Source organism: Rhodovulum strictum, assembly GCF_009649175.1.
Lineage (GTDB): Bacteria > Pseudomonadota > Alphaproteobacteria > Rhodobacterales > Rhodobacteraceae > Rhodovulum > Rhodovulum strictum.
The window spans coordinates 137508-161455 of sequence record NZ_WJPO01000001.1 but is presented as its reverse complement, the minus strand read 5'-3'; the positions used below and the strand labels follow the sequence as shown (position 1 = coordinate 161455).

Sequence of the window (23948 nt, the reverse complement as noted above, 5' to 3'; positions counted from 1 at the left end):
CCGATCCGCGCGGGCCAGATGCGCCCGTCGGCACAAGAATGACGGGGAGAGGAAGATGAACCTGAAGGCAACGCTTGTGGCGGCGGCGGCCGCGTCGCTGGGGCTTGGCGGGCCTGCGCTGGCCGATCCGGTCAAGGTGGGCATGATCACCACGCTGTCGGGCGGCGGCGCGAGCCTGGGGATCGACACGCGCGACGGCTTCATGCTGGCGGTGAGCCGGGCGGGCAATCCCGATCTGAGCGTGGTGATCGAGGACGACCAGCAGAAACCCGACATCGCGGTGCAGATCGCCGACAAGATGATCCAGTCCGACAAGGTCGACGTGCTGACCGGCATCGTCTGGTCGAACCTTGCCATGGCGGTGGTGCCTGCCGCGACCGCACAGGGCAAGTTCTACCTTTCGACCAACGCCGCGCCCTCGCAACTGGCGGGCAAGGGCTGCAATCCGAACTATTTCTCGATCAGCTACCAGAACGACAACCTGCACGAGGCCGCCGGTGCCTATGCCGCCAAGGCAGGCATCACAAAGGCGTTCATCATGGCGCCGAACTACCCCGCCGGGCAGGATTCGCTGGCCGGTTTCAAGCGGTTCTACGAAGGCGAGGTGGTGGCCGAGGTCTATACCCAGCTTGGCCAGACCGATTACGCGGGCGAGATCGCGCAGATCCGCGCCTCGGGGGCCGATGGCGTGTTCATCTTCCTGCCCGGCGGCATGGGGATTTCCTTCGTCAAGCAATATGCGGATTCGGGCGTGGGGCTGAAGCTGATCGGCCCGGCCTTCAGCTTTGACCAGACGATCATCCAGGCGATGGGCGATGCGGCGCTGGGCGTTCTGAACGGCGCGAACTGGTCGCCCGATCTGGACAACGACGCCAATGCGGCGTTCGTTCAGGCGTTCCGCGCCGAATATGGCCGCCTGCCCTCGGTCTATGCGGCCTATGGCTACGACACGGCGAACCTGCTTCTGTCGGCGATGGACAAGGCCAGCATCAGCGATCCCGATGCCTTCCGCGCCGCGCTGCGCGAGGCCGATTTCGACAGCGTCCGGGGCAAGTTCTCGTTCAACGCCTCGCAGCACCCGGTGCAGGATCTGTTCATGCGCGAGGTGGTGCGCGACGGCGACATCCTGACCAACCGGATCGTGGGCGTTGCGATCGAGGATCGCGGCCACGCCTACGAGGACGAGTGCAAGATGTAACCGGCGCGGGCGGGTGCCCTGCGCACCCGCCCCAGCGAGGGACCGCCCCTTGTCCTTGATGCTTCTGATCGAGCAGGCGCTGAACGGCCTGCAATACGGCGTCATGCTGTTCCTGATGGCGGCGGGCCTGACGCTGGTCTTTGGCGTCATGGGGCTTATCAACCTTGCCCATGGCTCGCTTTACATGATCGGCGCCTTTGCCTGTGCCGCGGTGGCCGCCGCGACGGGCAATTTCTGGCTGGGGCTTGCCGCCAGCCTAGCTGCCGCGGCGGCGGCGGGCGCGCTGATGGAACTGACGGTGATCCGGCGGCTTTACGCGCGCGACCATCTGGACCAGGTGCTGGCCACCTTTGCGCTGATCCTCGTCTTCTCCGAAGGCACGCGCTGGGTGTTCGGCTCGTTCCCGCTTTACCTCGACATCCCGCGCGCGCTGGCAGGCCCCGTCCGGCTGCCCGGCGGCATCGACTATCCGCTGTACCGGCTGGTGCTGATCGGCGTGGGGCTGAGCGTGGCGGCGGGGCTGTTCTGGCTGATCGGGCGCACCCGGCTAGGCATCCGGATCCGCGCGGGCGAGGCGGATCGCGAGATGATCGGGGCGCTGGGTGTCGACATATCAAGGCTTTACACCATCGTCTTCGCCCTGGGCGCGGCGCTGGCGGGGCTGGCGGGGGCGCTGGTCGGCGCGCTGCAATCGGTGCAGGTGGGCATGGGCGAGCCGGTGCTGATCCTGGCCTTCGTGGTGATCGTGATCGGCGGCATCGGCTCGATCAAGGGGGCGCTGGTGGGCGCGATCCTGGTGGGAATGACCGACACGCTGGGCCGGTTCCTGCTGCCGATCGCGTTTTCCACCTTCATGGAACGCTCGCAGGCCATGTCGGTCGGGGCGGCGCTGGCCTCGATGCTGATCTACATCCTGATGGCGTTGGTGCTGGTGGTCCGCCCCGGCGGCCTGTTCGGGCGGGCCTGAGATGCGGCGCGAGACGGTTCTGAACATCGTTCTGGCGCTGGGCCTGCTGGCGGTGCCGCTGGCCGCGCAGGCGATGGGCGAGCCCTTCATCGTGACGCTGGCCACCAAGGTCGCGATCCTTGCGCTGGCGGGTGTGGGGCTGAACATCGCGCTGGGGCTGGGCGGCATGGTCTCGCTGGGTCATGCGGCGTTCTTCGGGATCGGCGGCTATACGATGGCGGTGCTGGCCGCACCGGTGCAGGCCTATGAGCCGCTGATGACCTGGCCGTTCGAGCTATCGGGCACCAAGTCGATGCCGGTGATCTGGCTGGCGGCGATGGTCGCGGGCGCGCTGGGGGCGCTGGCGATCGGGGCGCTGTCGCTTCGGACCAGCGGGGTCTATTTCATCATGATCACGCTGGCCTTCGGCCAGATGCTTTACTATTTCGCGATCTCCTGGCCTGCCTATGGCGGCGAGGACGGCATCTCGATCTATGTGCGCAACGGCTTTCCGGGGCTGAACACGCTGGACCCGATCCAGTTCTTTGCGCTGGCCTATGGGGTGCTGATGGCGGCGCTGATGGTGTCGTGGATGCTGGCGCGTTCTGGCTTCGGGCTGGCGCTGGCGGGGGCGCGGCAGAACCCGGCGCGCAGCGCGGCGCTGGGCATAAGGCCCTATTCGGTCAAGCTGACGGCATTCGTGATCTCGGGCGCGATGACGGCGCTGGCGGGGGCGCTGTTTGCCGATCTGAACCGCTTCGTCAGCCCCTCGATGCTGAATTGGCAGACCTCGGGCGAGATCATGGTCCTTGTCATCCTGGGCGGCGTGGCGCGGCTGTTCGGTCCGGTGGCGGGGGCGGCGCTTTTCATACTTCTCGAACATTGGCTGGGCGGTTTCAGCGAGTACTGGAAGCTTTTCCTTGGGCTTGCTCTTCTGGGAATTGTCCTTTTCGCACGCGGCGGGCTGATCGGCACGCTGGCCGGGCGCGAGGTGGCGCATGACTGAACCGGTGCTGGAGGTGCGCGATCTGCACCGCGCCTTTGGCGCCCTGAAGGCCACGGACGGGGTATCGCTGAGCTTGCGGCGATCCGAGATCCACGCGCTGATCGGGCCGAACGGGGCGGGCAAGTCCACGCTGATCGGGCTGATCGCGGGCAATCTGAAACCCGATGCCGGGCAGGTGCTGCTGAACGGGCGCGACGTGACGCAGGCGGATGTCGCCGCCCGCGCCCGGGCCGGGCTGGCGCGCAGCTTTCAGGTCTCGGCGGTGGCGGCGGATCTGACGGTGTTGCAGAATGTGGTGCTGGCGGTGCAGGGCGCGCGGGGGCAAAGCTTTCGGTTCTTTCGCCCGGCACTGGCCAATGCGGACCTGCGCGCGGCGGCCGAGGCGCATATCGCCCGCGCGGGCCTGTCCGGGCGGCGGGCGATACCGGCGGGCGATCTGGCGCATGGCGAACGGCGGCGGCTGGAACTGGCGATGGCCCTGGCACTGGCGCCGCGCGTCTTTGTTCTGGACGAGCCGATGGCGGGCATGGGGCCCGATGGCGCGCGCGAGATGACCGCGCTGCTGGACGATCTGCGCCACGAGGCGCCGATCCTGCTGGTCGAACATGACATGGACGCGGTCTTTGCACTGGCCGACCGGGTCAGCGTGCTGGTTTCCGGCCGGATCATCGCCAGCGGCACGGTGGCCGAGATCCGCGCCGACGCCGAGGTACAGCGCGCCTATCTGGGCGAGGAGCGGCTGGAGTGAGCGCGCTGTTGCAGATGCGCGGCGTGACCGCCTTTTATGGCCATTCGCAGGCGCTGTTCGGCGTCGATCTGGACATGGCCGAGGGCGAGGTCGTGGCGCTGATGGGGCGCAACGGCATGGGCAAGACCACGACGATCCGCACCCTGACCCGGCTGATGCCGCATCGCGAGGGTACGATCCGCCTTGCCGGGCAGCCGCTTGAGGGGATGGCCTCGCATCGCGCGGCGCGGCTGGGCCTTGGGCTGGTGCCCGAGGGGAGGCGGGCCTTTCGCGGGCTGAGCGTGACCGAGAACCTGATCGCCGCCGCGCGCCCCGGCCATTGGGATCTGGCGCGGGTCCATGCGCTGTTCCCGCGGCTGGCCGAGCGGGCCGGGCAGGATGCGGGCTCGCTGTCGGGGGGCGAACAGCAGATGCTGGTGATCGGCCGCGCGCTGATGACCAACCCGCGGCTGCTGATCCTTGACGAGGCGACCGAGGGGCTGGCGCCGCTGATCCGGGCCGAGATCTGGGCCGCGATCCGGGTGCTCAGGGCCGAAACGGGGCTGTCGATCCTGGTCGTGGACAAGTCGCTGAAGGAACTGGTGCAGATCGCCGACCGCGCGGTGATCCTGGAAAAGGGCCGTACGGTCTGGGCCGGGCCGATGGCCGACATGACGCAGGCGCTGGCCGACCGTTATCTGGGCGTCTGACGCCGGGGCGAGGGTCAAGCCCCCGCCCCGGCGAAGTCTCAGGCGTCGTCGACCTCGTCCATCAGGACGCTGTCGCCATGCAGTTCCAGCCAGATCGCGTTCACCACGGCGAAAAGCGCGGCAAGCGGCAGGCCGAGCATCCAGGCAAAATACCACATCTTGCGGCTCCTTTCTCAGTAGACGCTATCGCTATTGTCCATCACGTCGCGGGCCGTGACCTTGCCCCAGAGCACCTTGTAGACCCATGCCGTGTAGAGAAGGATGATCGGCATGAAGATGACCGCCGAGACCAGCATCACGAACAGCGTCAGATGCGAGGACGAACTGTCCCAGACCGTGAGCGACGAAGTCGGGTCGATGCTGGAGGGCAGGATGAAGGGAAACATCGTCAGCCCCACGGACGCGATGATGCCGGTGATCGACATCTTCGAAGCCAGCATCGTCCAGCCCTCGCGCCGCGCGCGGAACCCCAGCACGGCCATCGCCGCGCCGAGGAAGCCCATCACCGGGGCGACGATGATCCAGGGCCGCTCGGCATAGGCGGCCATCCACGACCCGCCCCGGACGACCTCGTTCATCAGCGGATTCGAGGGACCGTCATGCGCCACCGCGCCGGTGAAGGCATAGGCGTCGATGCCCGCCGCCAGCCACAGCCCGGCCAGCGCATAGGTCGCGAAGGTGGCCATCGCCGCATACATGCCAAACTCGCGCGCGCGGTCGGCCACCAGCCCTTCGGACTTGAACACCAGCCATGCCGCGCCGTGCATCACCAGCATCGACACCGACACCAGCCCCGCGAGCAGCGCATAGGGGTTCAGCAGGCCGAAGAAACCGCCCTCGTAGATCGGCATCAGGTCTTCGGTCAGCCGGAAGGGCACGCCCTGAAGCACATTGCCCACCGCCACGCCGAACACCAGCGCGGGCACGAAACCGCCGACGAACAGCGCCCAGTCCCAAGCGCTGCGCCAGGTTTCGGAGTCGCGTTTCGAGCGGTACTTGAACCCCACCGGCCGCAGGATCAGCGCAGCCAGGATCAGGAACATCGCCAGATAGAAGCCCGAGAAGCTGACCGCGTAAAGCGGCGGCCAGGCGGCGAAGATGGCGCCGCCGCCCAGGATGAACCAGACCTGGTTGCCTTCCCAGACGGGCCCCACGGTGTTGATCGCCACGCGGCGTTCCAGATCGGTCCGGGCGACGAAGGGCAGCAGCGTGCCCACGCCCAGATCGAACCCGTCGGCCAGCGCAAAGCCGATCAGCAGCACGCCCAGAAGCGCCCACCAGATCACGCGCAGAACCTCGAAATCCATGAATTCATGCAGGATCATTGGTCTTACTCCGCCGGTTGCTGGCTGGTGCGGCCCGACAGGCGGTCATTGTGCCGCCGGTTCCACGCCTCGGTTTCGGCCACGTCCATGAACGGGCCCTTGCGGATGTATTTCAGCATCAGCCCCATCTCGATGATGAACAGCACCGAGTAGAAGGTGACGAAGCCCGCCAGCGTCAGCGCGACCTGGCCCACGCTGAGATGGCTGACCGACAGCGCGGTGGGCAGCACGCCATCCACCGTCCAGGGCTGGCGGCCGAACTCGGCCACGAACCAGCCCGCCTCGGCCGCGATCCAGGGGGTGGGGATGGCGAAGACCGCCGCCCAGAGCGACCAGCGCGGAAAGCGCATGCCGTAGAAGTTCGCCCGGATGAAGAAGAACAGCATCACCCCGATGAACATGAAGCCAAGCCCCACCATCACCCGGAACGCCCAGAACAGCGGCAGGACACCGGGAATGGTATCCTCGGCCGCCTGGGCGATCTGTTCGGTCGTGGCCTCGCGCGGGTCATCGACATAGCGTTTCAGCAGGAAGGCATAGCCCAGATCGGCGCTGTGATCCTCGAACCGGGCGATCTGTTCGGGCGTGGCGGCGCCCTTGGCTGCGCGGATATCCATCAGCGCGTCATAGGCGAGGATGCCGTTCAGGATGCGGGCCTCGGCCTCGATCACCAGATCGTTGATGCCGCGCATCTCCTCGGTCAGTGACCGGGTTCCCAGAAGGCCCATCGCCACGGGGATCTGTACGGCATATTTCGTCTCGCGCGCCTCCTGATCGGGGATGCCGACCAGCTTGAAGGGTGCGGGCGCCTTGTAGGTGTCCCACATGCCCTCGACCGCGGCGAGCTTCATCTTCTGCGAATGGGTGGCCGAATAGCCCGACTCGTCGCCCAGCACCACGACCGACAGCGCCGAGGCAAGGCCGAAGCTGGCCGCCACCGCGATCGAGCGTTTCGCCAGTGCCTCGTGCCGGCCCTTGATCAGATACCAGGCCGAGACGCCGATGACGAAGATCGCAGCAGTGACGTAACCGGCCGAAACCGTGTGAACGAACTTGGCCTGGGCGACATGGTTGAACATCACCTCGAAGAACGAGGTCATCTCCATCCGCATGGTCACCGGGTTGAACACCGCGCCGACCGGATTCTGCATCCAGCCATTGGCGATCAGGATCCACAGCGCCGAGAAGTTCGACCCGATCGCCACCAGCCAGGTGACGATGCAATGCGCGACCTTCGACATCTTGTCCCAGCCGAAGAACATCAGCCCGACAAAGGTCGCCTCGAGGAAGAAGGCCATCAGCCCCTCGATGGCCAAGGGCGCGCCGAAGATGTCGCCGACATAGTGGCTGTAATAGGCCCAGTTCATGCCGAACTGGAATTCCATGGTGATGCCCGTCGCCACGCCCAGGACGAAGTTGATCCCGAAAAGCGTGGCCCAGAACTTGGTCATCTGCCGCCAGATGGGGCGGTTGGTCATGACATAGACCGTCTCCATGATCGCCACGATGACCGACAGGCCCAGCGTGAGCGGCACGAAGAGAAAGTGAAACATGGCTGTCAGGGCGAATTGAAGCCGGGACAGCTCGACGATGTCGAGTTCCATGGTGGCGGGCCTCCTTGGCCGTTACCCGTGCGATTCCCAAAGATACACCAATCGCGTACCTTTAGACCTGTTCTAGGTATACATTTGTGTGCGGACTTTGACCTGAATCAAAAGTCATGTCGCAGATATACCTTCAGGTCATGCGAATCAGCCGGTCCGCCCAGTCGCGTTCGGCCCGGCGATGCGACGCGGTCAGGATCGTCGCCTGCGGCAGCATTTCGCGGATGCCCGCGAGCACGCGGATCGCGGTGGGCCGGTCAAGCCCCTCGGTCGGTTCGTCAAGCAGCAGAAGGCGGGGCTTGCGCAGCAGCGCACGGGCCAGCGCAAGCCGGCGCTGTTCGCCCCCCGACAGCCCCGCGCCGTTCTCGGACAGGGTGGCATGCAGCCCGCCGCGGCCCGCAACCGTGCTGGACAGCGCCACCGCCTCGAGCGCGGCCAGCGCGTCGCGCTCGTCCAGCCCCGGCGCGCCCAGCGCCAGCATGTCGTGGAAGCTTGTGCCCAGCAGCATGCTGCGCTGGGGCAGATAGGTGATCTCGGCGCGCAACTGGCCTTCGGGCAGGTCGCCCAGCGCGCGGCCCGAAACCAGGATACGGCCCCGGTCGGGCGCGATCAGCCCCGCGGCCAGCGCCAGAACGGTGCTCTTGCCCCGGCCCGAGGCGCCGGTCAGCGCAACGCTTTCGCCCGGTGTCAGGTGCAGGTCGAAACCGTCGATCACCGGCGTCTCGGCGCCCGGATGGCGATAGGCGATGTCCGCCATCTCCAGCGCCGGGGCCTCGGGGCGCGGCGGCGCGGCAGGCTTGGCGGGAAGCGTGGCCGCGCCATTCGCGGGCAGCAGGCGGCGCACGCGGCGCGCGGCATCCAGCATCCGGCCCAGATCGGCAAGGCCGCGGCGCACCGGCTGCACCGTCTCGGACAGCGCCAGCGCCGCAAAGAAGCCCAGCGCCGCCTGAGCAGGGCTGATCGTGCCCCGTGCGACCAGCGCGCCGCCCAGCCACAGCGCAATCCCGGCCGAAACCGTGGTGGTCAGCGCCAGCATCAGCCCCGCGCGCCGTTCCAGCCGGTCGACCGCGCCCAGATTCTCGCGCAGGCGCATCTCGGCGGCGCCGACCGCGGCGGTCTGGTCGGGCAGGCGGCCATAGACCACCAGATCGTCGCGCGCCCGCAACAGGTCGATCAGCCGGATGCGGAACGCCTGCAACGCCTTTTCGGCCCGGCGCGAGGGCGCCATCGCGAAGCGCCCGGTCCAGACCAGCACGACCCCGGTGCCCAGCGTGAAACTGGCCACGATCCATATCGCCAGCACCAGATCGGTCAGCCACCACAGCGCCAGGAAACTGCCCAGATAGACCGTCACCGCCGCAATCGCGGGGATGAACAGGCGCAGCGATATCCCGTCCAGCGCATCGACATCGGCCACCAGCCGGTTCATCGTCTCGGCACCGCGCAACCGCGCAAGCCGCTGGAACGGCAGCCCCAGCACGCCGCGCAACAGGCCCACGCGGATATCGGTCAGGCTTTTCAGCGTCGCGTCATGGGTCAGAAGCCGTTCGCCATAGCGCGCCGCGGTGCGGGCAAGCGCCAGAAAGCGGACCCCGGCCGAGGGCTGGAACACGTTGAAGGCAATGCCGATCCCGGCCAGCCCCGCCGCGCCCGCCGCGGTGATGAACCAGCCCGACAGCCCCAGCAGCGCCACCCCCGCGACCAGCACAGCGACGGCCAGCACGGTGCCGCGGATCAGGGCGGCGGGCTGCGCGCGCCAGATCAGGCGCATGATGAACAGCAGATGGCTCATGCCGCCTCCTCTGCCCGCATGGCGATCTGGCGGTCCATCCGCGCGGCCAGCGCCGGGTCATGCGTCGCCACAAGCAGCGCCGAGCCGCTGGCAACAAGGCCCAGAAGCCCCTCGGTCACCAGCGCAGCGGTTTCCTCGTCCAGATCGGCGGTGGGTTCGTCGGCCAGCAGCAGATCGGGATGGGCATGGGCTGCGCGCGCTACGATCAGCCGCCGCGCCTCGCCGCCCGAGACGCCCATGCCGAACTCGCCCAACTGGGTGTTCAGCCCGCGCGGCAATGTCGTGACGATGCGATCAGCGGCGGCCAGTTCCAGCGCCGCGGGCAAGGGCAGCGCACGGCCCGGCCGCACCGCAAGCGTCAGGTTCTTGCGCAGGCTACCCGAGACGAAGCGCGGCTGTTGCGGCAGCCAGCCCAGCCGGCCGCGCCAGGCATCAGCATTCTCGGGGCAAAGCACGATGTCGCCCAGCCGGATCTCGCCCTCGGTCGGAACCGCCATTCCGGCAATCAGCCGCAACAGCGAGGACTTGCCGATCCCGCTGGGTCCGGTGATCGCCAGCGTCTCGCCGGGACCGAGGTCGAAATCGGGAAAGCGGATCAGCCGCCCGCCGGGCGGGCGATAGGCCAGTCCCCGGACCGACAGCGCGTCGGCGGTGTCGATCGGACGGGCCGCGGCACCGACACCCAGAAACGCGCTTTCGCCCCTGGACTCAAGGTCGTCCAGTTCGCGCGCAACCGCGCTGGCATCGGCCTTGTCATGCCAGGCCGCCGACAGATCGCGCAGCGGCTGGAAGTAATCCGGGGCCAGAAGCAGAAGAAAGACCCCCTGCGCCACCGTCATCGGCGTGCCCCAGGTGCCGAAACTCAACTCGCCCAGCAGCGTGAAGCCGACATAGACCGCCACCATCGCCACCCCGATCGCGGCGAACAGTTCCAGCACCGTCGAGGACAGGAAGGCGATGCGCAGCACCTCCATCGTGCGGCGGCGCAACCGGTCGGCGGCCTCGCGAAAGCTGGCCAGCGTGCGCTCGGAGGCGTCGAGGAGCCGGATATCGACCAGCGCCGTCAGCCGCTCCAGCAGCAGCACGTTCATGTTCGACAGCTCTTCCATCTGCCGCTCGCTTGCCTTCTTGGCGGCGATGCCGACCAGCGCCATGAAGACCGGGATCAAGGGCCCCGCGATCAGCAGAACCAGCCCCACCGCCCAGGAAAACCAGAACGACACCGCCAGGATCACCAGCGGCACCACATGGGCGCGGCGCTTTGCAATGGCATAGCGGGTCAGGAAAGGGGTCATCGCCGCCAGCTTTTCGGCGGCCAGCGTGGCGGTGCGCGCGGCGGGAGGGCGGGCGGCATCGTCGGTGGCGCGCCGTGCCTCGCGGGTGATGAGCCGTGCGCGTTCCAGCGCCAGCACCGTATCGGCAGCGCTGAAGGCCATGGCCCCCGCCCGGTGGTCGAGCAGCGCCCGCATCAGCCCCACCGCGATGAAGATCAGCGCATAGACCGCGACATGGCCGCCAACCCGGTCAGGTTCCAGCATGTGGCCGATTGCCAGCGCGACCGCGCCCGCCTGCACCAGCCACAGAAGCGAGGCACCCGTGGCAAGCGCCCCTGCCCGTTCGAGCCTGCTCATCACCGGGGCTGTCATCCGGGCCAGCCGCTTTGCCGCGGGATCGTCCTTCTTCGCGCGTTTCCGGCCCAAGCCCTGCCCCGCTCGTCTGTTCCCACCCGCCCCCGGCTTGCGCGCAAGAGGCTTGCCTGATCTTTAGCAGGCTCTATGCTCGATTGAACCCGTATGTGAGATAGATCATTATCCGCAGCGCTTTGCAAAGAGAACCGCCGATGAGGTTGACGACCCGCACCAATATCGCAATGCGCGCACTGATGTATTGCGCGGTGAATGGCGGGCGGACGGTGCGCAAGTCCGATATCGCGCTGTCGTGCAACACCTCCGAGAACCACATGGCGCAGGTCATCAACGCGCTGGCCCATCACGGACTGGTCAAGACGACGCGCGGGCGCAATGGCGGGCTGACGCTGAAACGCCCGCCCGAGCAGATCACCGTGGGCGAGGTGTTCCGCCATCTGGAATCGGGCGTGCCCTTTGCCGAGTGTTTCGACCCCGAGACCAACACCTGCCCGATCTCGTGCTGCTGCAAGTTGCAGGGTACGCTGCACAAGGCAATAGACGCCTTCTACGCCACGCTGGACGAGGTGACGCTGGCCGATCTGGTTTCGGACAACCATGCGCTGGCAAGGATGCTGCTGCTGGACGAGATCCGCGTCGCCTGAGCCCGGGCCGGGTGGGTCTGGCCAGCGCGTCGGCGCGCGGTTAGAACCGGTCCAGACACCGCAACCGGAGCGCCCGCCCGTGACCGCCGCCCTGCCCTTGCCTTCCGTCTTCCTGCGCAGCCTGTTCGATGCCGCGGTGGCCGCGGCCGATCCGATGCGCGCGGTGCCTGCGGCCTTGCCGCCGAAACCGGCGGGCCGGGTTGTGGTCGTGGGTGCTGGCAAGGCGTCTGCCCGGATGGCCGAGGCGGTCGAGGCCGCCTGGGGCCCCTGCGAGGGGCTGGTCATCACGCGCTATGGCTATGCACGGCCGACGCAGGGCATCGAGATCGTCGAGGCCGCCCATCCGGTGCCCGATGCGGCGGGCGTTGCGGCGACCGACCGGATGCTGGCGCTGCTGGACGGGGTTGGCGAGGGCGATTTCGTGCTGGCGCTGATCTCGGGCGGGGGCTCGGCGCTGCTGATCCGGCCCGCAGGCGCCATCACGCTGGCCGAGAAGCAGAAGGTCAATGCCGACCTTCTGGCCTCGGGCGCACCGATCGGGCAGATGAACCTGCTGCGCAAGCATCTTAGCCGGGTCAAGGGCGGCCAGCTTGCCGCCGCGGCCTATCCGGCGCGGATGCTGGCGCTGATGATCTCGGACGTGCCGGGCGACGATCCGGCCTTCATCGCCTCGGGGCCGACGGTGGGCGATGCCACCACACCCGCCGATGCCCGCGCCGTTCTGGCGCGCTGGAACATCGCCCCGCCCGCCGCGGTCGCCGAGGTGCTGGCGGGGGAAACGGGGGTGCTGCGCCCCGGGGATCCGCGGCTGGCGCGGGTCGAGAACAGGGTGATCGCCGCGCCCTCGCAATCGCTGGAGGCGGCGGCCGGGATTGCCCGCGCAGCCGGGTGCCGGGCCGAGATCCTGGGCGATGCGCTGGAAGGCGAGGCGCGCGAGTTGGCCGCCGGACATGCCGCGCTGGCGCTGGCCCGGCAGGCCGCGATGGCGCCGGGCGCGGCGCCGCTTGTGCTGCTGTCGGGCGGCGAATGCACGGTGACGCGCCGGGGCGACGGGGTGGGCGGGCCGAATGCGGAATATGCGCTGGCGATGGCCACGGCGCTGGATGGCGCGGCGGGGATCCATGCGATTGCCTGCGACACCGACGGGGTCGATGGCGCGGCCGAAGTCGCGGGCGCGGTGATCGGCCCCGACACGCCCGCCAGGGCACGCGCGGCAGGGCGCGACATGGCCGCGGCGCTGGCCATCAATGACAGCCACGGGTTCTTTGCCGCGCTGGGCGATCAGGTGATCCCTGGGCCCACCCTGACCAATGTCAACGATTTCCGCGCGATCCTGATCCTGCCGCGGGGATGATCGTTCCCTCGGCTCAGGGCCGCCCGCCCTGCCGCTCGCGCTCGTGCTCGCGCGGCGGGCCGCGGCGCAGCACCCGCTCCAGACGGTCGGCAAAGGCGGCGCGTTCTTCGGGGTTCATCGCCGCGACGCGGTCCAGCGTCAGTCCGCGCATCAGCGTTGCATGGTCCTGAACCCGGGCCTGCTGGGCCTCGACCAGGGCAACGACGCGGGCGTGATCGTAGGGCTCGGCCCGAAGCGCGGCCTGCAAGTCGCGAAAGCTCTGGCGCACGGCTTCGCGATTCTCGCGCAGGCGGGGTGCCTCGGCCCGGTAGGCGGCGCGCAGCGCCTCGCGGTCGGGCTCGCTCAGCGCGCGGCTGTAAGGGCCGTAATCGCCGGGCACGAACCCCGCGCGCGGCGGCATGTCGCGTTTCAGCACCGCGCCGCCCACGACCCCCAGCACCATCAGGTTCAGCGCAAGGCTTGCGACCAGCGCCACGCGCACCCAGACAGGCGTGCGGGGCGTGACGGCGGCCTTTTCGGTTCCGGCCATGCTCAACCCTCCGTCAGATAGGCGTCGAGGCCGGGCATCATGTCGGAGACATCGTAGCCGCTGCCCAGCATCGTTGCGGTCACCGCGTCAAACCCGCCCGGCGCGGCATAGCCGATCCAGACGCCCATCAGCCCGGCGGTCGCAAGCCCGCCCATCGCCGGCCAGCCGCCGATCAGGCCGAGGATCCGGGCAAGCCCGCCGCGCGTCGGCCGGGCACGCGGTGCGGGGGCCGGGGCGGCGCGCGCCTCGGCCTCGGCCATCGCGTCCGCCATCACCCGGGCCAGCAGCGCCGCCGACGGCTCGGGCCGGTCGGTGCGGGCCGCCGAGAACAGCGCCTCGAGTTCGGTGTCGTTCATCTGCCGGTCAGTCATCCTCGAACCCCAATTCGCTGCGCCGCCCCGCCAGTGCCAAGGCCAGCGCCCTCTTGCCCCGGGCGGTCAGGCTTTCCACCGCCTCGATGCCGATCTCCATGATCCCCGCGATCTCGGGGTTGGACAGCCCCTCGATATGACGCAGGATCACCGCCTGTCGCTGCCGCTCGGGCAACGCGGCCAGCGCCGCATCCAGCGCATCGGCCCGTGCCTGCGCGATCAGCCGCGCCTCGGCGCCCGGCGCATCGTCCTCGGGCTCGGGCACCTCGTCCAGCCCCTGCCCGCGCCGCCGCCGCAGCCGGTCGGTGCACAGGTTGGTGACGACGCGGTAAAGCCATGTCGTAACCTTCGCCTCGCCCGCGCGCCACTCGGGCGCGATCCGCCAGAGCCGCAGCATCGCCTCTTGCGCGACGTCCTCGGCCTCGGCCGTGTCGCGCAGGAGACGCGCGGCATAGCCCAGGGCGCGCGGCGTCAGCCGCAACGTCAGCACGCGCGCCGCCCGCGCGTCGCCCTGGCCATAGGCCAGCAGCAAATCCTCGTCGGACCCGCCGCTCTCGGCATCGAAAGGCATCAGCATCCTTCCCCCGGCCTAGCGCCACAGGCGGCGCAAGGCAATGGCGGCGGGGCGCGACATGGCCCCGCCGCAGCCCGTGTCAGCGATTGCCCCGACGGTTCCCGAAGCGATCCACCGCGGCGTCGAACTCTTCCTTGCTGATCACGCCATCGCCATCGGTGTCGATCCGGTCGAACATCATCTGCGGACCGGGCCGGACGGCCAGTTCCTCGGCGCTGAGCATGCCGTCGCCATCGGCATCCAGCATCTCGACCAGCGCCTGGGCTCGTTCGGCGCGCTGTTCGTCGGTCAGCCCGGGATCGCCGAACCCGCCATAGCCCATCGGCCCCGAACCATCCATGCCGCCGAACATGCCATAGCCGCCGCGCATCCCCGGCGCCTTGCCCTGGCCGGCGCCCATACCGTAGCCGCAGGCCGGGCCGGGCATGCAGCCCTGCATGCCCATGTATCCGCGGTCATGGCCGCGCCAGCCCTGCCCGCGCCCGTCGCGATAACCGCCGTCGCGATAGCCGCGGCCCCGGGTTTCGGACATCTCGCGCCGACGCGGTGCGGGGCCGAGTTTCTGCGCCTCCTCGGCCGAGATCATGCCGTCGCCATCGGTGTCGAGCTGTTCGAACCGGGCACGCGCGCGGGCGGTGAACTCGTCCAGACTGATCGCGCCATCCCCATCGGCGTCGAGCCGCTGGAACAATGCCGTGCCGGGGTTATTGGCGGGCGCTGCACCGGCTTCCGGTCCGGCACCGCCCTGCTGCGCGGCAGCCGGAACCGCGAAGGCCAGCATCGCCGCCGTGCCAAGTGCAAGCGCCAGCATCGAAACGCGCCCTTTTCCGTCCGTCATGGAACCTCTCCTTCTGTCTGTCTCTTGCCTGCGACCTTGGGGCGCTTTCGCCCGCTGTCGGACCTGTTACGCAGGACCCCGCCGGTTCCGTCGCAAGGGTCCACGACTTTTTTGCGACATCCCGCCGCAAGGACAGTCAGTCCTCTTTTAACCACTTGCGGATTCACTAGCTTGGAACTGCACGCGACGCCGGAGGCGTGCCCATCATGACCACGACTGACCATTCGATGTTCGACATGCACCCGAGGCCAATCGGCACAGCGATTCTGCGCGGCTGGTGCAAGCGTTGCCCCAATTGCGGCGCTGGCCCCATGATGTCGGGCTATCTGAGCGTGCGCGAGCATTGCCCGGTCTGCATGGAAGAACTGCACCACCATCATTCCGATGACGGCCCGGCCTATCTGACCGTGCTGATCGTGGCCTTCCTGGCCTCGCCGCTGGTGCTGTGGGCGCATCTGGTCTTTCGGCCCGATCCGCTGGTGCTGGCCTCGGTTTTCACCATTGGCTGCATCGGGCTGGCACTATACCTTCTGCCCCGACTGAAGGGTGTGATGGTGGCGTTGCAATGGGCCAGACGGATGCACGGATTCGGGAGCGGGAGCTGAGCGACCCGCCGATCCGCGACGCGGCAACGGTGATCGTGCTGCGCGACGCCCGCACGGCGCCCCGCGTGCTGATGGGCCAGCGCGGCGCCTCGGCCGCGTTCATGCCCAACAAGTTCGTCTTTCCCGGCGGTGCCGTCGATCCGGTGGATGCGACCGTTCCGCTGGCCCATCCGCTTGCGCCCGGCTGCGCGGAACGGCTATGCGCGGACGCGGATGCCGCGCTTGCCCCCGCGCTGGTCGCCGCCTGCATCCGCGAGTTGTGGGAAGAAACCGGCCTGATCCTGGGCCGACCCGGAGAATGGCAGACGCCCGCGCCGAAGGGCTGGCGCGGGTTTGCCGGAACCGGGCATCTGCCGGCCGCCGAGGGGCTGCATTTCATCTTTCGCGCGATCACCCCGCCCGGCCGCCCGCGCCGCTTCGACGCGCGCTTTTTCCTGGTCGAGGCCGAGGCGGTGGCAAACGATCTTGACGATTTCTCGCGCGCCGAGGACGAGCTGGGGCTTCTGCAATGGATCCCGCTGGCCGAGGTGCGCGGCTTCAACCTGCCTTTCATAACCGAGGTGGTGCTGGCCGAGGTTGCGGGATTGCTGAAAAACGGCCTGTCGCCCTCCAGTGTGCCGTTCTTCGACAACCGCAGCCCGCGATCCAGCTTCGCCCGGCTGCGCTAGACCCCGTCGGGCCGCAGGATCAGCGCACCCGCCACCCAGTCGGCCTGATTGTGGAACAGCCGGATCGTTTCCATCTCGTCTGCGGTGCAGCCGAGCAGCAGCTTCAACTCGCCATCCCGCCGCGTCAGGTCGAGCGAGGCCAGCACGCCCCCCACGCGCGCCCGGTCGCCCGAGCCGCACCACACATCGACCCCGCCGCCGTCGATGGCGCGGGTGCCTTCGAGATAGCCGTAATCCAGCGGATAGACGATCTGGGGAAAGCGCGGATGGGCGCTGCCGCGGGGCCGGTCGATCACCACCCGCGCCCCGGCCACGAAGCCGTCGGCAAAGGGCCAGAAGCGTTCGGGCCGATCAAGCGCGATCCTGCCTTGCGCAAACATCAAAGGACCATGTGCCGCGCCCGGGCGGCGCGTTCGATGGCTGCGCCCGCCAGCCGGTCGATATTCAGCTCGTAGCGGATTTCGGCCAGCAGGCGCAGTTCCTCTTCGCCGAGCTTGCCATCGGCGGCGGCCACGTCGCAGGCCAGCACATAGGCGGTTTCGTGCAGCTTTTCGGGCAGCGCATCGCGGACCAGCCCGAACAGCGCATCCAGCCCTTCGTATTCCTCGAACAGGTCGAACACGGTCTGCGCCACCACGCGGATGCGATCCTGATCGTATTCCGCGAAGATCGGCAGGTGGTTCACCATCCGCTCGATCGTGACCAGTTCGGCGGTGCGGATCGTCTCGTCCGAGGCCGAGATCGCCACCATGATGGCGATCAGCGCATCCTGCGCGGTCAGGGGCGTCTCGGTGCGCATTTGGGGTTCTCCTGGGTGGGTGTTGCGGCGCAGAATATTGACGCCAGAGAAGACGGGCAATAGGACACGAGGCTTGCCGGGCATGGGGTCCGGTCCTTCAGGAAGGCGACAAGAGATGTCCGAACTGCGCGACGCCGCGATGAGCGCGAAAGCCTGGCCCTTTGAAGAGGCCCGCCGGCTGGTCAAGCGCTACGAGAAGGCGCCGCCTAAGAAGGGTTACGTGCTGTTCGAGACGGGCTATGGCCCCTCGGGGCTGCCCCATATCGGTACCTTCGGCGAAGTGCTGCGCACCACGATGATCCGCCGCGCCTTTGAGGCGATCAGCGATATCCCGACGCGGCTGATCTGTTTCTCGGACGACATGGACGGGATGCGCAAGGTGCCCGGTAACGTGCCGAACCAGGATATGCTGCGCGAGCATCTGCAACGCCCGCTGACCGCCGTGCCCGACCCGTTCGAAGAATATGAAAGCTTCGGGCATCACAACAACGCGATGCTGCGCCGGTTCCTCGACACCTTCGGGTTCGAATACGAGTTCTATTCGGCGACCGAGTTCTACAAGGCGGGCCAGTTCGACGAGACGCTGCGGCTGGCGGCCGAGCGCTATGACGACCTGATGGCGGTCATGCTGAAATCGCTACGCGAGGAACGCCAGCAGACCTATTCGATCTTTCTGCCGATCCACCCGGAAACCGGCCGTGTGCTGTATGTGCCGCTGAAGAATGTCGATGCGGTGAACCACACGATCACCTTCGACGACGAGGACGGGCGGGAATGGACGCTTCCCGTGACGGGCGGGAACGTGAAACTTCAGTGGAAGCCCGATTTCGGCGCGCGCTGGGCCGCGCTGGATGTCGATTTCGAGATGTATGGCAAGGACCATTCCACCAACACCCCGATCTATGACCGCATCTGCGAGATCCTGGGCGGCCGCAAGCCCGAGCATTTCACCTATGAACTGTTCCTTGACGAGAATGGCGAGAAGATCTCCAAGTCGAAGGGCAACGGGCTGACCATCGACGAGTGGCTGGCCTATGCCGCGACCGAAAGCCTGTCCTATTTCATGTATCAGAAACCCAAGACGGCGAAACGGCTGTGGTGGGACGTGATCCCCAAGGCGGTCGACGAGTATCACCAGCAATTGCGCGCCTTCCCCGATCAGGATCTGAAGGCGCAACTGGAAAACCCGGTCTGGCACATCCATGGCGGCACGCCGCCCGAAAGCCGGATGGTGGTGCCGTTCTCGATGCTGCTGAACCTGGCCTCGGTCGCGGGGGCCGAGGACAAGGCGGGGCTGTGGGGCTTCATCCGCCGCTATGCGCCCGAGGCCAGCCCCGAGACCCACCCCGATCTTGATGCCGCGGCGGGGTTCGCGGTGCGCTATTTCCGCGATTTCGTCGCCCCGACGCGGGAATTCCGCGCCCCCGACGCGCAGGAACGCGCCGCGATGGAGGATCTGGTGGTACGGCTCAGGGGCTGGCAGGGCGGGCTGGACGCCGAAGAACTTCAAAGCCTGGTCTTTGCCGTCGGCCGCGAGCATGGGTTCGAGAACCTGCGCGACTGGTTCAAGGCGCTTTACGAGGTGATCCTGGGCGCCAGCCAGGGCCCCCGCTTTGGCGGTTTCATCGCGCTTTACGGCGTGGACGAGACCATCAAGCTGATCGAGGGCGCGCTGGCGCGGGGCTGACCGCCCGACATCGCAGGCGGCATAGGGGCGTCCGGGCCGAACCCGGGTGCCCTTTCCTTTTGCAGCCCGTCATCCGAACGGGCGGCGGCCTCGGCGGCTTGACATAAAGCAAATAGGTACGATAATGCTATATTAAGACTCGTCCAGACGACACACCGCCATGCCCCGGGCGCCAGGAACCGCGCAGGACCGGCCATGCGGGCAAGGATCGCGGCGCCTTGGCGCGTCGCGACAATGAATGATCTTTTGGCCGCGCCATCCCCGATGGCCGGACGCACGCATCCGGGACAGATCGACGACGTTACCCAGAAAAGACGATCCAGGGAGGAAAACACATGAAGGACAAGGCGATCGGGGCCCTTGCGGGGCTCTGCGCGGGCGCTCTGGCGCTGCCGGCTGCGGCCGACGAGATCAAGGTGGGGCTGCTTCTGCCCTATTCCGGGGTCTATGCCGCGCTTGGCAACGATATCGAGGCGGGCTTCCGGCTGGGGCTTGCGGCCTTTGCCGACGAAACCGAGGCCCGCTTTGCCATCGTGCGCGAGGATACCGAGGTCAAGCCGCCGGTCGGGCTGGCCAAGGCGCGCAAGCTGGTGCTGGACGATCAGGTGGACGTGATCGCCGGTGTGGTCAGCTCGGGCGTTCTGGGCGCGATCCGCGATTTCGTGCACAATAGCGGCGTGCCGCTGATCGTTGCCAATGCGGGCAATGACGAGGCGACGGGCGAGCAATGCAGCCCCTTCATCACCCGGATGTCGTTTTCGAACCGGCAGGTGAACAGGCCGATGGGCGAATGGCTGCATGCGCAGGGCGTGCAGAAGGTCTATACCATCGCGCCCGATTATGCCGCCGGCCGGCAGATGATCGGCGCCTTTGTCGACGGCTTCACCGCGGCGGGCGGAGAGGTGGTCGGGCAGGAATTCACGCCGTTCCAGACCACGCAGGATTTCGGCCCCTATCTTGCCAAGGCCCGGGCCAGCGGCGCCGAGGCGGTCTATGCCTTCTTCGCCGGGGGCGAGGCGATTTCCTTCGTCAAGCAATATGACAGTTTCGGGCTGAAGGAGGCGATGCCGCTTTACGGCGCGGGTTTCCTGACCTCGCCGCTTTATGTCGAGGCCGAAGGCCCCGCGGCCGAGGGCGTGATCGCGGCGCTGCATTACGTGCCCACCATCGAGAACGCGGCCAATGCGGCCTTTGTCGCGGCGTTTCAGGCCGAAACCGGGCGCGTCCCCTCGGAATACGCGGTGCAGGGCTATGACGCGGCCCGCGCGCTGGTGCAGGCAACCGCGACGGGCGCGGCCGACCGGGCAAGCCTGGCGCAGGCGCTGGCCAAGGTCTCGTTCGAGGGGCCGCGCGGGCCGACCGCCATCGACCCAGCAACAAACAACATCGTCCAGCCGATCTATGTCTACGAGACGGTGGCGGGCGAAACCGGGCTGACCCAGAAGGTTCTGGCGCAATTGCCGGCCGAGGCCGACCCGGCCAATGGCTGCACCCTGTCGGCCACCAACTGAGCCGCACCGGCCGGTCCCGGGCCACCCGCCCGGACCGGCCCCTTCGCCTGCGCATCCGCCCCGCCCGGGGCGGCCCCCTGCCCGCCCGCGACGGAGGACCGGATGGATTTCGGATTCTGGCTGTTCCAGACGCTGAACGCGCTGCAACTGTCGATGCTGCTTTTTCTGCTGTCGGTCGGGCTGACCGTGATCTTCGGCCTGATGCATTTCGTCAACCTCGCCCATGGCGCGCTGTACGCCGTGGGCGCCTATGTGGCGGCAACCGTCGCGGGCATGGTGGGCTACTGGGCGGGGCTGCTGGTCGCCCCGCTGATCGTGGCGGAACTGGGCCTGCTGCTTTACTGGCTGCTGATCCGGCGGATGCGGCAAAGCGGGCCGATGGCGCAGGTTCTGGTCACCTTCGGGCTGATCTTCGTGCTGCTCGACCTGACGCGGATCATCTGGGGCGACATCGCGCTGGGCATCGAGGTGCCCGACCTGCTGTCGGGCCGGATCGAGATCGGGGGCGTGACCTATCCGGTCTACCGGCTGTTCATCATCGCGCTGGGGGCGGCGATCTTTGCCGCGCTGGCGCTGGTGCTGGCACACACCCAGATCGGGGCGATGATCCGGGCGGGGGTGGACAACGACCAGATGGCCGCCTGTCTCGGGATCAATGTCGAGCGATTGTTCCTGCTGGTCTTCTGCATCGGCTGCGCGCTGGCGGGGCTGGCCGGGGCGGTCGCGGCGCCGGTCCTGTCGGTGACGCCCGACATGGGGCTGAAGATCCTGATCCCCACGCTGATCGTGGTGGTGATCGGGGGGCTGGGCAGCCTGTGGGGCGCGATGGCGGGCTCGCTGATCTTCGGCTTCGTGCAGACCTTTGGCGCGGTGCTGATGCCGGGGCTTGCCTCGGTGCTGATCTATGCGCTGCTTGCGGCGGTGCTGATCCTGCGGCCCGCCGGGCTGTTTCCGGCGCGGGGCTGAGCGATGTTCCACCTTTCGCCCCTTCGTCTTGGGACTTTGGCGCTGCTGTTCGCGGGCGCGCTCTTCTCGGCCTTTGCCAGCGGCTATGCCGGGCTCGAAATCCTGACCGAGATCCTGATCCTTGCCATTCTGGTGATCGCGCTGGACATGGTGGCGGGCTTCGGCGGCATGGTGTCGCTCTGCCATGGTGCGCTTATGGGCGCGGGGGCCTATGCCTTTGCCATGGCCGGCATGTCGCTTGGCCTGCCGGTCTGGGCGGCGATGCTGTTCGCGGTGCTGTTCACCGGCGCCGTGGGCTGGATCATCGGCGCGATCTGCGCGGGCAGCCACGGCATCTATTTCATCATGGTGACGCTGGCCTTCGGTCAGATGGGCTATGCGCTGGTGTTCGAAAGTCCGTTCTTCGGCGGCGATGACGGGCTGGCGGGGCTGGCGCGGCCGGACCTGTCGGCGCTGGGGATCGACCTGAACCGGTCGCGCGCCTTCGCGCTCTATTGCCTGGCGGCGCTGGTGCTGGTGGCGCTGGCCGCCGCGCAGATCCTGCGCTCGGGGCTGGGGCGGGCACTGGTGGGCATCCGCGACAACGAAAGGCGGATGCGCGCGCTGGGGCTGACCGTGTGGCGGACCAAGGCGCATCTGTTCGGACTGTCGGGGATGATTGCGGGGCTGGCGGGGGTGCTGGCGGCGCAGCATGTGATGTATATCTCGCCGGGGCTCATGGCCTGGACCGTCTCGGGCGAGGCGCTGGTGGTGGTGATCCTGGGCGGGCTTGGCACCTTTGTCGGGCCGATCCTTGGCGCCGCGGCCTTTGTGGTGCTGCGCCACGAAATCGGCGCGCTTACCCCCTACTGGCATCTTGTCGTCGGCCTGATCCTGATCGCGGTTGTGATGAGCCGGGCCAATGGCCTGTTCGGCTTTGTCGAGGGGAGGTTGGCCCGGCTGGCCGCGCGCCGCACGGCAAAGGCGGACGCCCCGCACCGGGAGCCCCGCGATGCTTGATGTGCGCAATCTCGACAAGAGCTTCGGTGCGATCCATGTCACCCGCGACGTGTCGTTCCGGCTGGACAAGGGCGAGCGGCGGGTGATCCTGGGCCCCAACGGTGCGGGCAAGACCACGCTGTTCAACCTGCTGGCCGGGGAGATTGCGCCCGATGCGGGCCGGATCCTGCTGGACGGGCGCGACATCACCGCCGCCCCCGTGGCCGAACGCGCGCGGCTGGGACTGGCCCGCAGCTATCAGAAGAACACCCTGTTCGACGGGCTCACCGTGGCCGAGAATCTGGGCCTTGCCGCCGCGGTCGCAAGCGGTGCCACCCGCTCGATCCTGCGCGATGCACTTGCCGCGCCCGCGGTGCGCGAGACGGTGAGCGAGGTCGCGGCCCGGCTACACCTGACCCCGCATCTGGGGGCGCAGGTCTCGGCCGTTTCCTACGGCGTGCGCCGCCAGCTTGAGGTGGGGCTGGCGCTGGCGACCCGCCCCCGGGTGATCCTGCTGGACGAGCCCACATCCGGCATCGGCCCGGAAATGGCGCATGGCTTTCATCACATGCTGTCCTCGTTGCCGCGCGATCTGACGCTGCTGATTGTCGAGCATGACATGGACCTTGCCTTTGACGTGGCCGACCGGATCACCGTGCTGAACTATGGCGAGGTCGTCTTTGACGGCGCCCCCGACGACGCGCGCAACTCGGCGCTGCTGCGGGACATCTATCTGGGATCGTGGGAAAATGCTTGAGCTTGACGGCGTCGATTCCGGCTATGGCGAGACGCAGGTTCTGCACGGCATGACGCTATGCGCACAGCCCGGCCGCGTGCTGGCGATCCTGGGCCGAAACGGCGCGGGCAAGACCACCACGCTGAAGACAGTGATGGGCCTGTTGCCGCTGAAGAAGGGCACGATCCGCTTTGCCGGGGCGCCGCTGGACCGGCGGCCCTATCACATCGCGCGCTTCGGCATCGGCTATGTGCCCGAAACGCGCGACATCTTCCCCTCGCTCAGCGTGCGCGAGAACCTGATGCTGGCCGCCCGCGTGGCCCGAAAGGGCGAGTGGACGCTCGAGCGGGTGATCGAGCTGTTCCCGCGGCTGGGCGAGCGGCTGGAAAACGGCGGCACCCAGCTTTCGGGCGGCGAACAGCAGATGCTGGCGATCGCGCGGGCGCTGCTGATGAACCCGCGCCTGCTGATCCTCGACGAACCGACAGAGGGGCTGGCGCCGATCATCGTCAAGCTGATCCATGACAAGCTGGCCGAACTGCGCGCGGCGGGCATGTCGATGATCCTGGTCGAACAGAATTTCGGCTTTGCCACCTCGCTGGCCGATGACGTGGCGGTGGTCGGCCGGGGCCGTGTCGTCTGGTCGGGCAGCCCCGCCGCGATCCGCGCCGATGCCGAATTGCAGCACCGCTGGCTGGGGGTGTGATACCGCCACCGGGGCGGTTGCCATTCCT

Annotated in this window: 26 protein-coding genes; 15 read left to right on the top strand and 11 right to left on the bottom strand. The window is 68.0% G+C overall.

Annotation, left to right across the window (positions count from 1 at the left end; all coding sequences use genetic code 11):
- Window positions 1–55: 55 nt before the first annotated feature.
- From GH815_RS00815 to GH815_RS00795, 5 genes are read left to right on the top strand one after another with little or no spacing between them, the layout of a single operon-like run.
- A complete protein-coding gene (locus GH815_RS00815) occupies window positions 56–1198 on the top strand; it encodes an ABC transporter substrate-binding protein (RefSeq protein ID WP_211365025.1) in 1143 nt (380 codons plus the stop codon).
- A 49-nt stretch (window positions 1199–1247) separates the two neighbouring features.
- Window positions 1248–2165: a branched-chain amino acid ABC transporter permease gene (locus GH815_RS00810; RefSeq protein WP_153746834.1), complete on the top strand. Its 918-nt coding sequence runs from the start codon at window positions 1248–1250 to the stop codon at window positions 2163–2165.
- A gap of 1 nt (window position 2166) precedes the next feature.
- Window positions 2167–3150 carry a branched-chain amino acid ABC transporter permease gene (locus GH815_RS00805; protein WP_153746833.1) on the top strand — a complete coding sequence of 328 codons (984 nt, stop codon included), beginning with the start codon at window positions 2167–2169 and terminating at the stop codon, window positions 3148–3150.
- Entirely contained in the window at window positions 3143–3898 is a 756-nt protein-coding gene (locus tag GH815_RS00800; RefSeq protein WP_153746832.1) for an ABC transporter ATP-binding protein, read from the top strand. The genes GH815_RS00805 and GH815_RS00800 overlap by 8 nt, the downstream gene beginning before the upstream one ends.
- A gap of 14 nt (window positions 3899–3912) precedes the next feature.
- Entirely contained in the window at window positions 3913–4587 is a 675-nt protein-coding gene (locus tag GH815_RS00795; protein WP_153746986.1) for an ABC transporter ATP-binding protein, read from the top strand.
- Between the two features lie 38 nt (window positions 4588–4625).
- Here the strand turns inward: GH815_RS00795 and cydX are convergent, their stop codons facing one another.
- The 5 genes from cydX to cydD form a co-directional block, all read right to left on the bottom strand.
- Entirely contained in the window at window positions 4626–4745 is a 120-nt protein-coding gene (cydX, locus tag GH815_RS00790) for a cytochrome bd-I oxidase subunit CydX (RefSeq protein ID WP_153746831.1), read from the bottom strand.
- Between the two features lie 15 nt (window positions 4746–4760).
- Window positions 4761–5912, bottom strand: a complete 1152-nt coding sequence (gene cydB, locus GH815_RS00785) for a cytochrome d ubiquinol oxidase subunit II (RefSeq protein WP_153746830.1) — start codon at window positions 5910–5912, stop codon at window positions 4761–4763.
- Between the two features lie 5 nt (window positions 5913–5917).
- Window positions 5918–7516 carry a cytochrome ubiquinol oxidase subunit I gene (locus tag GH815_RS00780; RefSeq protein ID WP_153746829.1) on the bottom strand — a complete coding sequence of 533 codons (1599 nt, stop codon included), beginning with the start codon at window positions 7514–7516 and terminating at the stop codon, window positions 5918–5920.
- 133 nt (window positions 7517–7649) lie between these two features.
- Window positions 7650–9308 carry a thiol reductant ABC exporter subunit CydC gene (gene cydC / locus GH815_RS00775; protein WP_153746828.1) on the bottom strand — a complete coding sequence of 553 codons (1659 nt, stop codon included), beginning with the start codon at window positions 9306–9308 and terminating at the stop codon, window positions 7650–7652.
- Entirely contained in the window at window positions 9305–11008 is a 1704-nt protein-coding gene (gene cydD / locus GH815_RS00770; RefSeq protein ID WP_246176237.1) for a thiol reductant ABC exporter subunit CydD, read from the bottom strand. The genes cydC and cydD overlap by 4 nt, the downstream gene beginning before the upstream one ends.
- 140 nt (window positions 11009–11148) lie before the next feature.
- Between cydD and GH815_RS00765 the strand changes: the two genes are divergently transcribed.
- Both GH815_RS00765 and GH815_RS00760 read left to right on the top strand, forming a co-directional pair.
- Entirely contained in the window at window positions 11149–11598 is a 450-nt protein-coding gene (locus tag GH815_RS00765; protein ID WP_153746827.1) for an RrF2 family transcriptional regulator, read from the top strand.
- Window positions 11599–11752: 154 nt separating this feature from the next.
- Window positions 11753–12952, top strand: coding sequence for a glycerate kinase type-2 family protein (locus GH815_RS00760; RefSeq protein WP_246176254.1), 1200 nt, complete (start codon window positions 11753–11755; stop codon window positions 12950–12952).
- A 13-nt stretch (window positions 12953–12965) separates the two neighbouring features.
- On the opposite strand, the gene GH815_RS00755 is transcribed toward GH815_RS00760, so the two are convergent.
- The 4 genes from GH815_RS00755 to GH815_RS19100 all read right to left on the bottom strand — a co-directional run bounded on the left by GH815_RS00755 (window position 12966) and on the right by GH815_RS19100 (window position 15264).
- Entirely contained in the window at window positions 12966–13481 is a 516-nt protein-coding gene (locus GH815_RS00755; protein WP_153746825.1) for a periplasmic heavy metal sensor, read from the bottom strand.
- Between the two features lie 2 nt (window positions 13482–13483).
- Window positions 13484–13837 carry a dihydroorotate dehydrogenase gene (locus GH815_RS00750; RefSeq protein ID WP_153746824.1) on the bottom strand — a complete coding sequence of 118 codons (354 nt, stop codon included), beginning with the start codon at window positions 13835–13837 and terminating at the stop codon, window positions 13484–13486.
- 7 nt (window positions 13838–13844) lie between these two features.
- Window positions 13845–14429, bottom strand: a complete 585-nt coding sequence (locus tag GH815_RS00745) for an RNA polymerase sigma factor (protein WP_153746823.1) — start codon at window positions 14427–14429, stop codon at window positions 13845–13847.
- Between the two features lie 76 nt (window positions 14430–14505).
- The gene (locus GH815_RS19100; RefSeq protein ID WP_153746822.1) at window positions 14506–15264 is read right to left on the bottom strand and encodes an EF-hand domain-containing protein; all 759 of its coding nucleotides are present in this window, start codon (window positions 15262–15264) and stop codon (window positions 14506–14508) included.
- 206 nt (window positions 15265–15470) lie between these two features.
- On the opposite strand from GH815_RS19100, the gene GH815_RS00735 reads away from it, so the two are divergent.
- Window positions 15471–15869 carry a DUF983 domain-containing protein gene (locus GH815_RS00735; protein WP_153746821.1) on the top strand — a complete coding sequence of 133 codons (399 nt, stop codon included), beginning with the start codon at window positions 15471–15473 and terminating at the stop codon, window positions 15867–15869.
- Window positions 15830–16537: an NUDIX hydrolase gene (locus GH815_RS00730; RefSeq protein WP_153746820.1), complete on the top strand. Its 708-nt coding sequence runs from the start codon at window positions 15830–15832 to the stop codon at window positions 16535–16537. Before GH815_RS00735 ends, GH815_RS00730 begins: the two co-directional genes overlap by 40 nt.
- Here the strand turns inward: GH815_RS00730 and GH815_RS00725 are convergent.
- The gene (locus GH815_RS00725) at window positions 16534–16917 is read right to left on the bottom strand and encodes a hypothetical protein (RefSeq protein WP_211365024.1); all 384 of its coding nucleotides are present in this window, start codon (window positions 16915–16917) and stop codon (window positions 16534–16536) included. The two genes, GH815_RS00730 and GH815_RS00725, sit on opposite strands and share 4 nt — an antisense overlap.
- Window positions 16917–17336 carry a tellurite resistance TerB family protein gene (locus GH815_RS00720; protein WP_153746819.1) on the bottom strand — a complete coding sequence of 140 codons (420 nt, stop codon included), beginning with the start codon at window positions 17334–17336 and terminating at the stop codon, window positions 16917–16919. The genes GH815_RS00725 and GH815_RS00720 overlap by 1 nt, the downstream gene beginning before the upstream one ends.
- 115 nt (window positions 17337–17451) lie before the next feature.
- Between GH815_RS00720 and GH815_RS00715 the strand changes: the two genes are divergently transcribed.
- From GH815_RS00715 to GH815_RS00690, 6 genes are all read left to right on the top strand, one after another.
- On the top strand, window positions 17452–19023 hold the full coding sequence (locus GH815_RS00715; protein ID WP_153746818.1) for a lysine--tRNA ligase: 1572 nt from the start codon (window positions 17452–17454) through the stop codon (window positions 19021–19023).
- 335 nt (window positions 19024–19358) lie between these two features.
- The gene (locus GH815_RS00710) at window positions 19359–20534 is read left to right on the top strand and encodes an ABC transporter substrate-binding protein (protein ID WP_153746817.1); all 1176 of its coding nucleotides are present in this window, start codon (window positions 19359–19361) and stop codon (window positions 20532–20534) included.
- A 102-nt stretch (window positions 20535–20636) separates the two neighbouring features.
- On the top strand, window positions 20637–21500 hold the full coding sequence (locus GH815_RS00705; protein WP_153746816.1) for a branched-chain amino acid ABC transporter permease: 864 nt from the start codon (window positions 20637–20639) through the stop codon (window positions 21498–21500).
- 36 nt (window positions 21501–21536) lie between these two features.
- Complete coding sequence (locus tag GH815_RS00700) at window positions 21537–22499, top strand: branched-chain amino acid ABC transporter permease (protein WP_246176235.1); 963 nt, start codon at window positions 21537–21539, stop codon at window positions 22497–22499.
- Window positions 22492–23235 (top strand): ABC transporter ATP-binding protein, encoded by a 744-nt coding sequence (locus GH815_RS00695; RefSeq protein WP_153746814.1) that lies wholly within the window; start codon window positions 22492–22494, stop codon window positions 23233–23235. Before GH815_RS00700 ends, GH815_RS00695 begins: the two co-directional genes overlap by 8 nt.
- Entirely contained in the window at window positions 23228–23920 is a 693-nt protein-coding gene (locus GH815_RS00690; protein WP_153746813.1) for an ABC transporter ATP-binding protein, read from the top strand. The genes GH815_RS00695 and GH815_RS00690 overlap by 8 nt, the downstream gene beginning before the upstream one ends.
- Window positions 23921–23948: the final 28 nt, after the last annotated feature.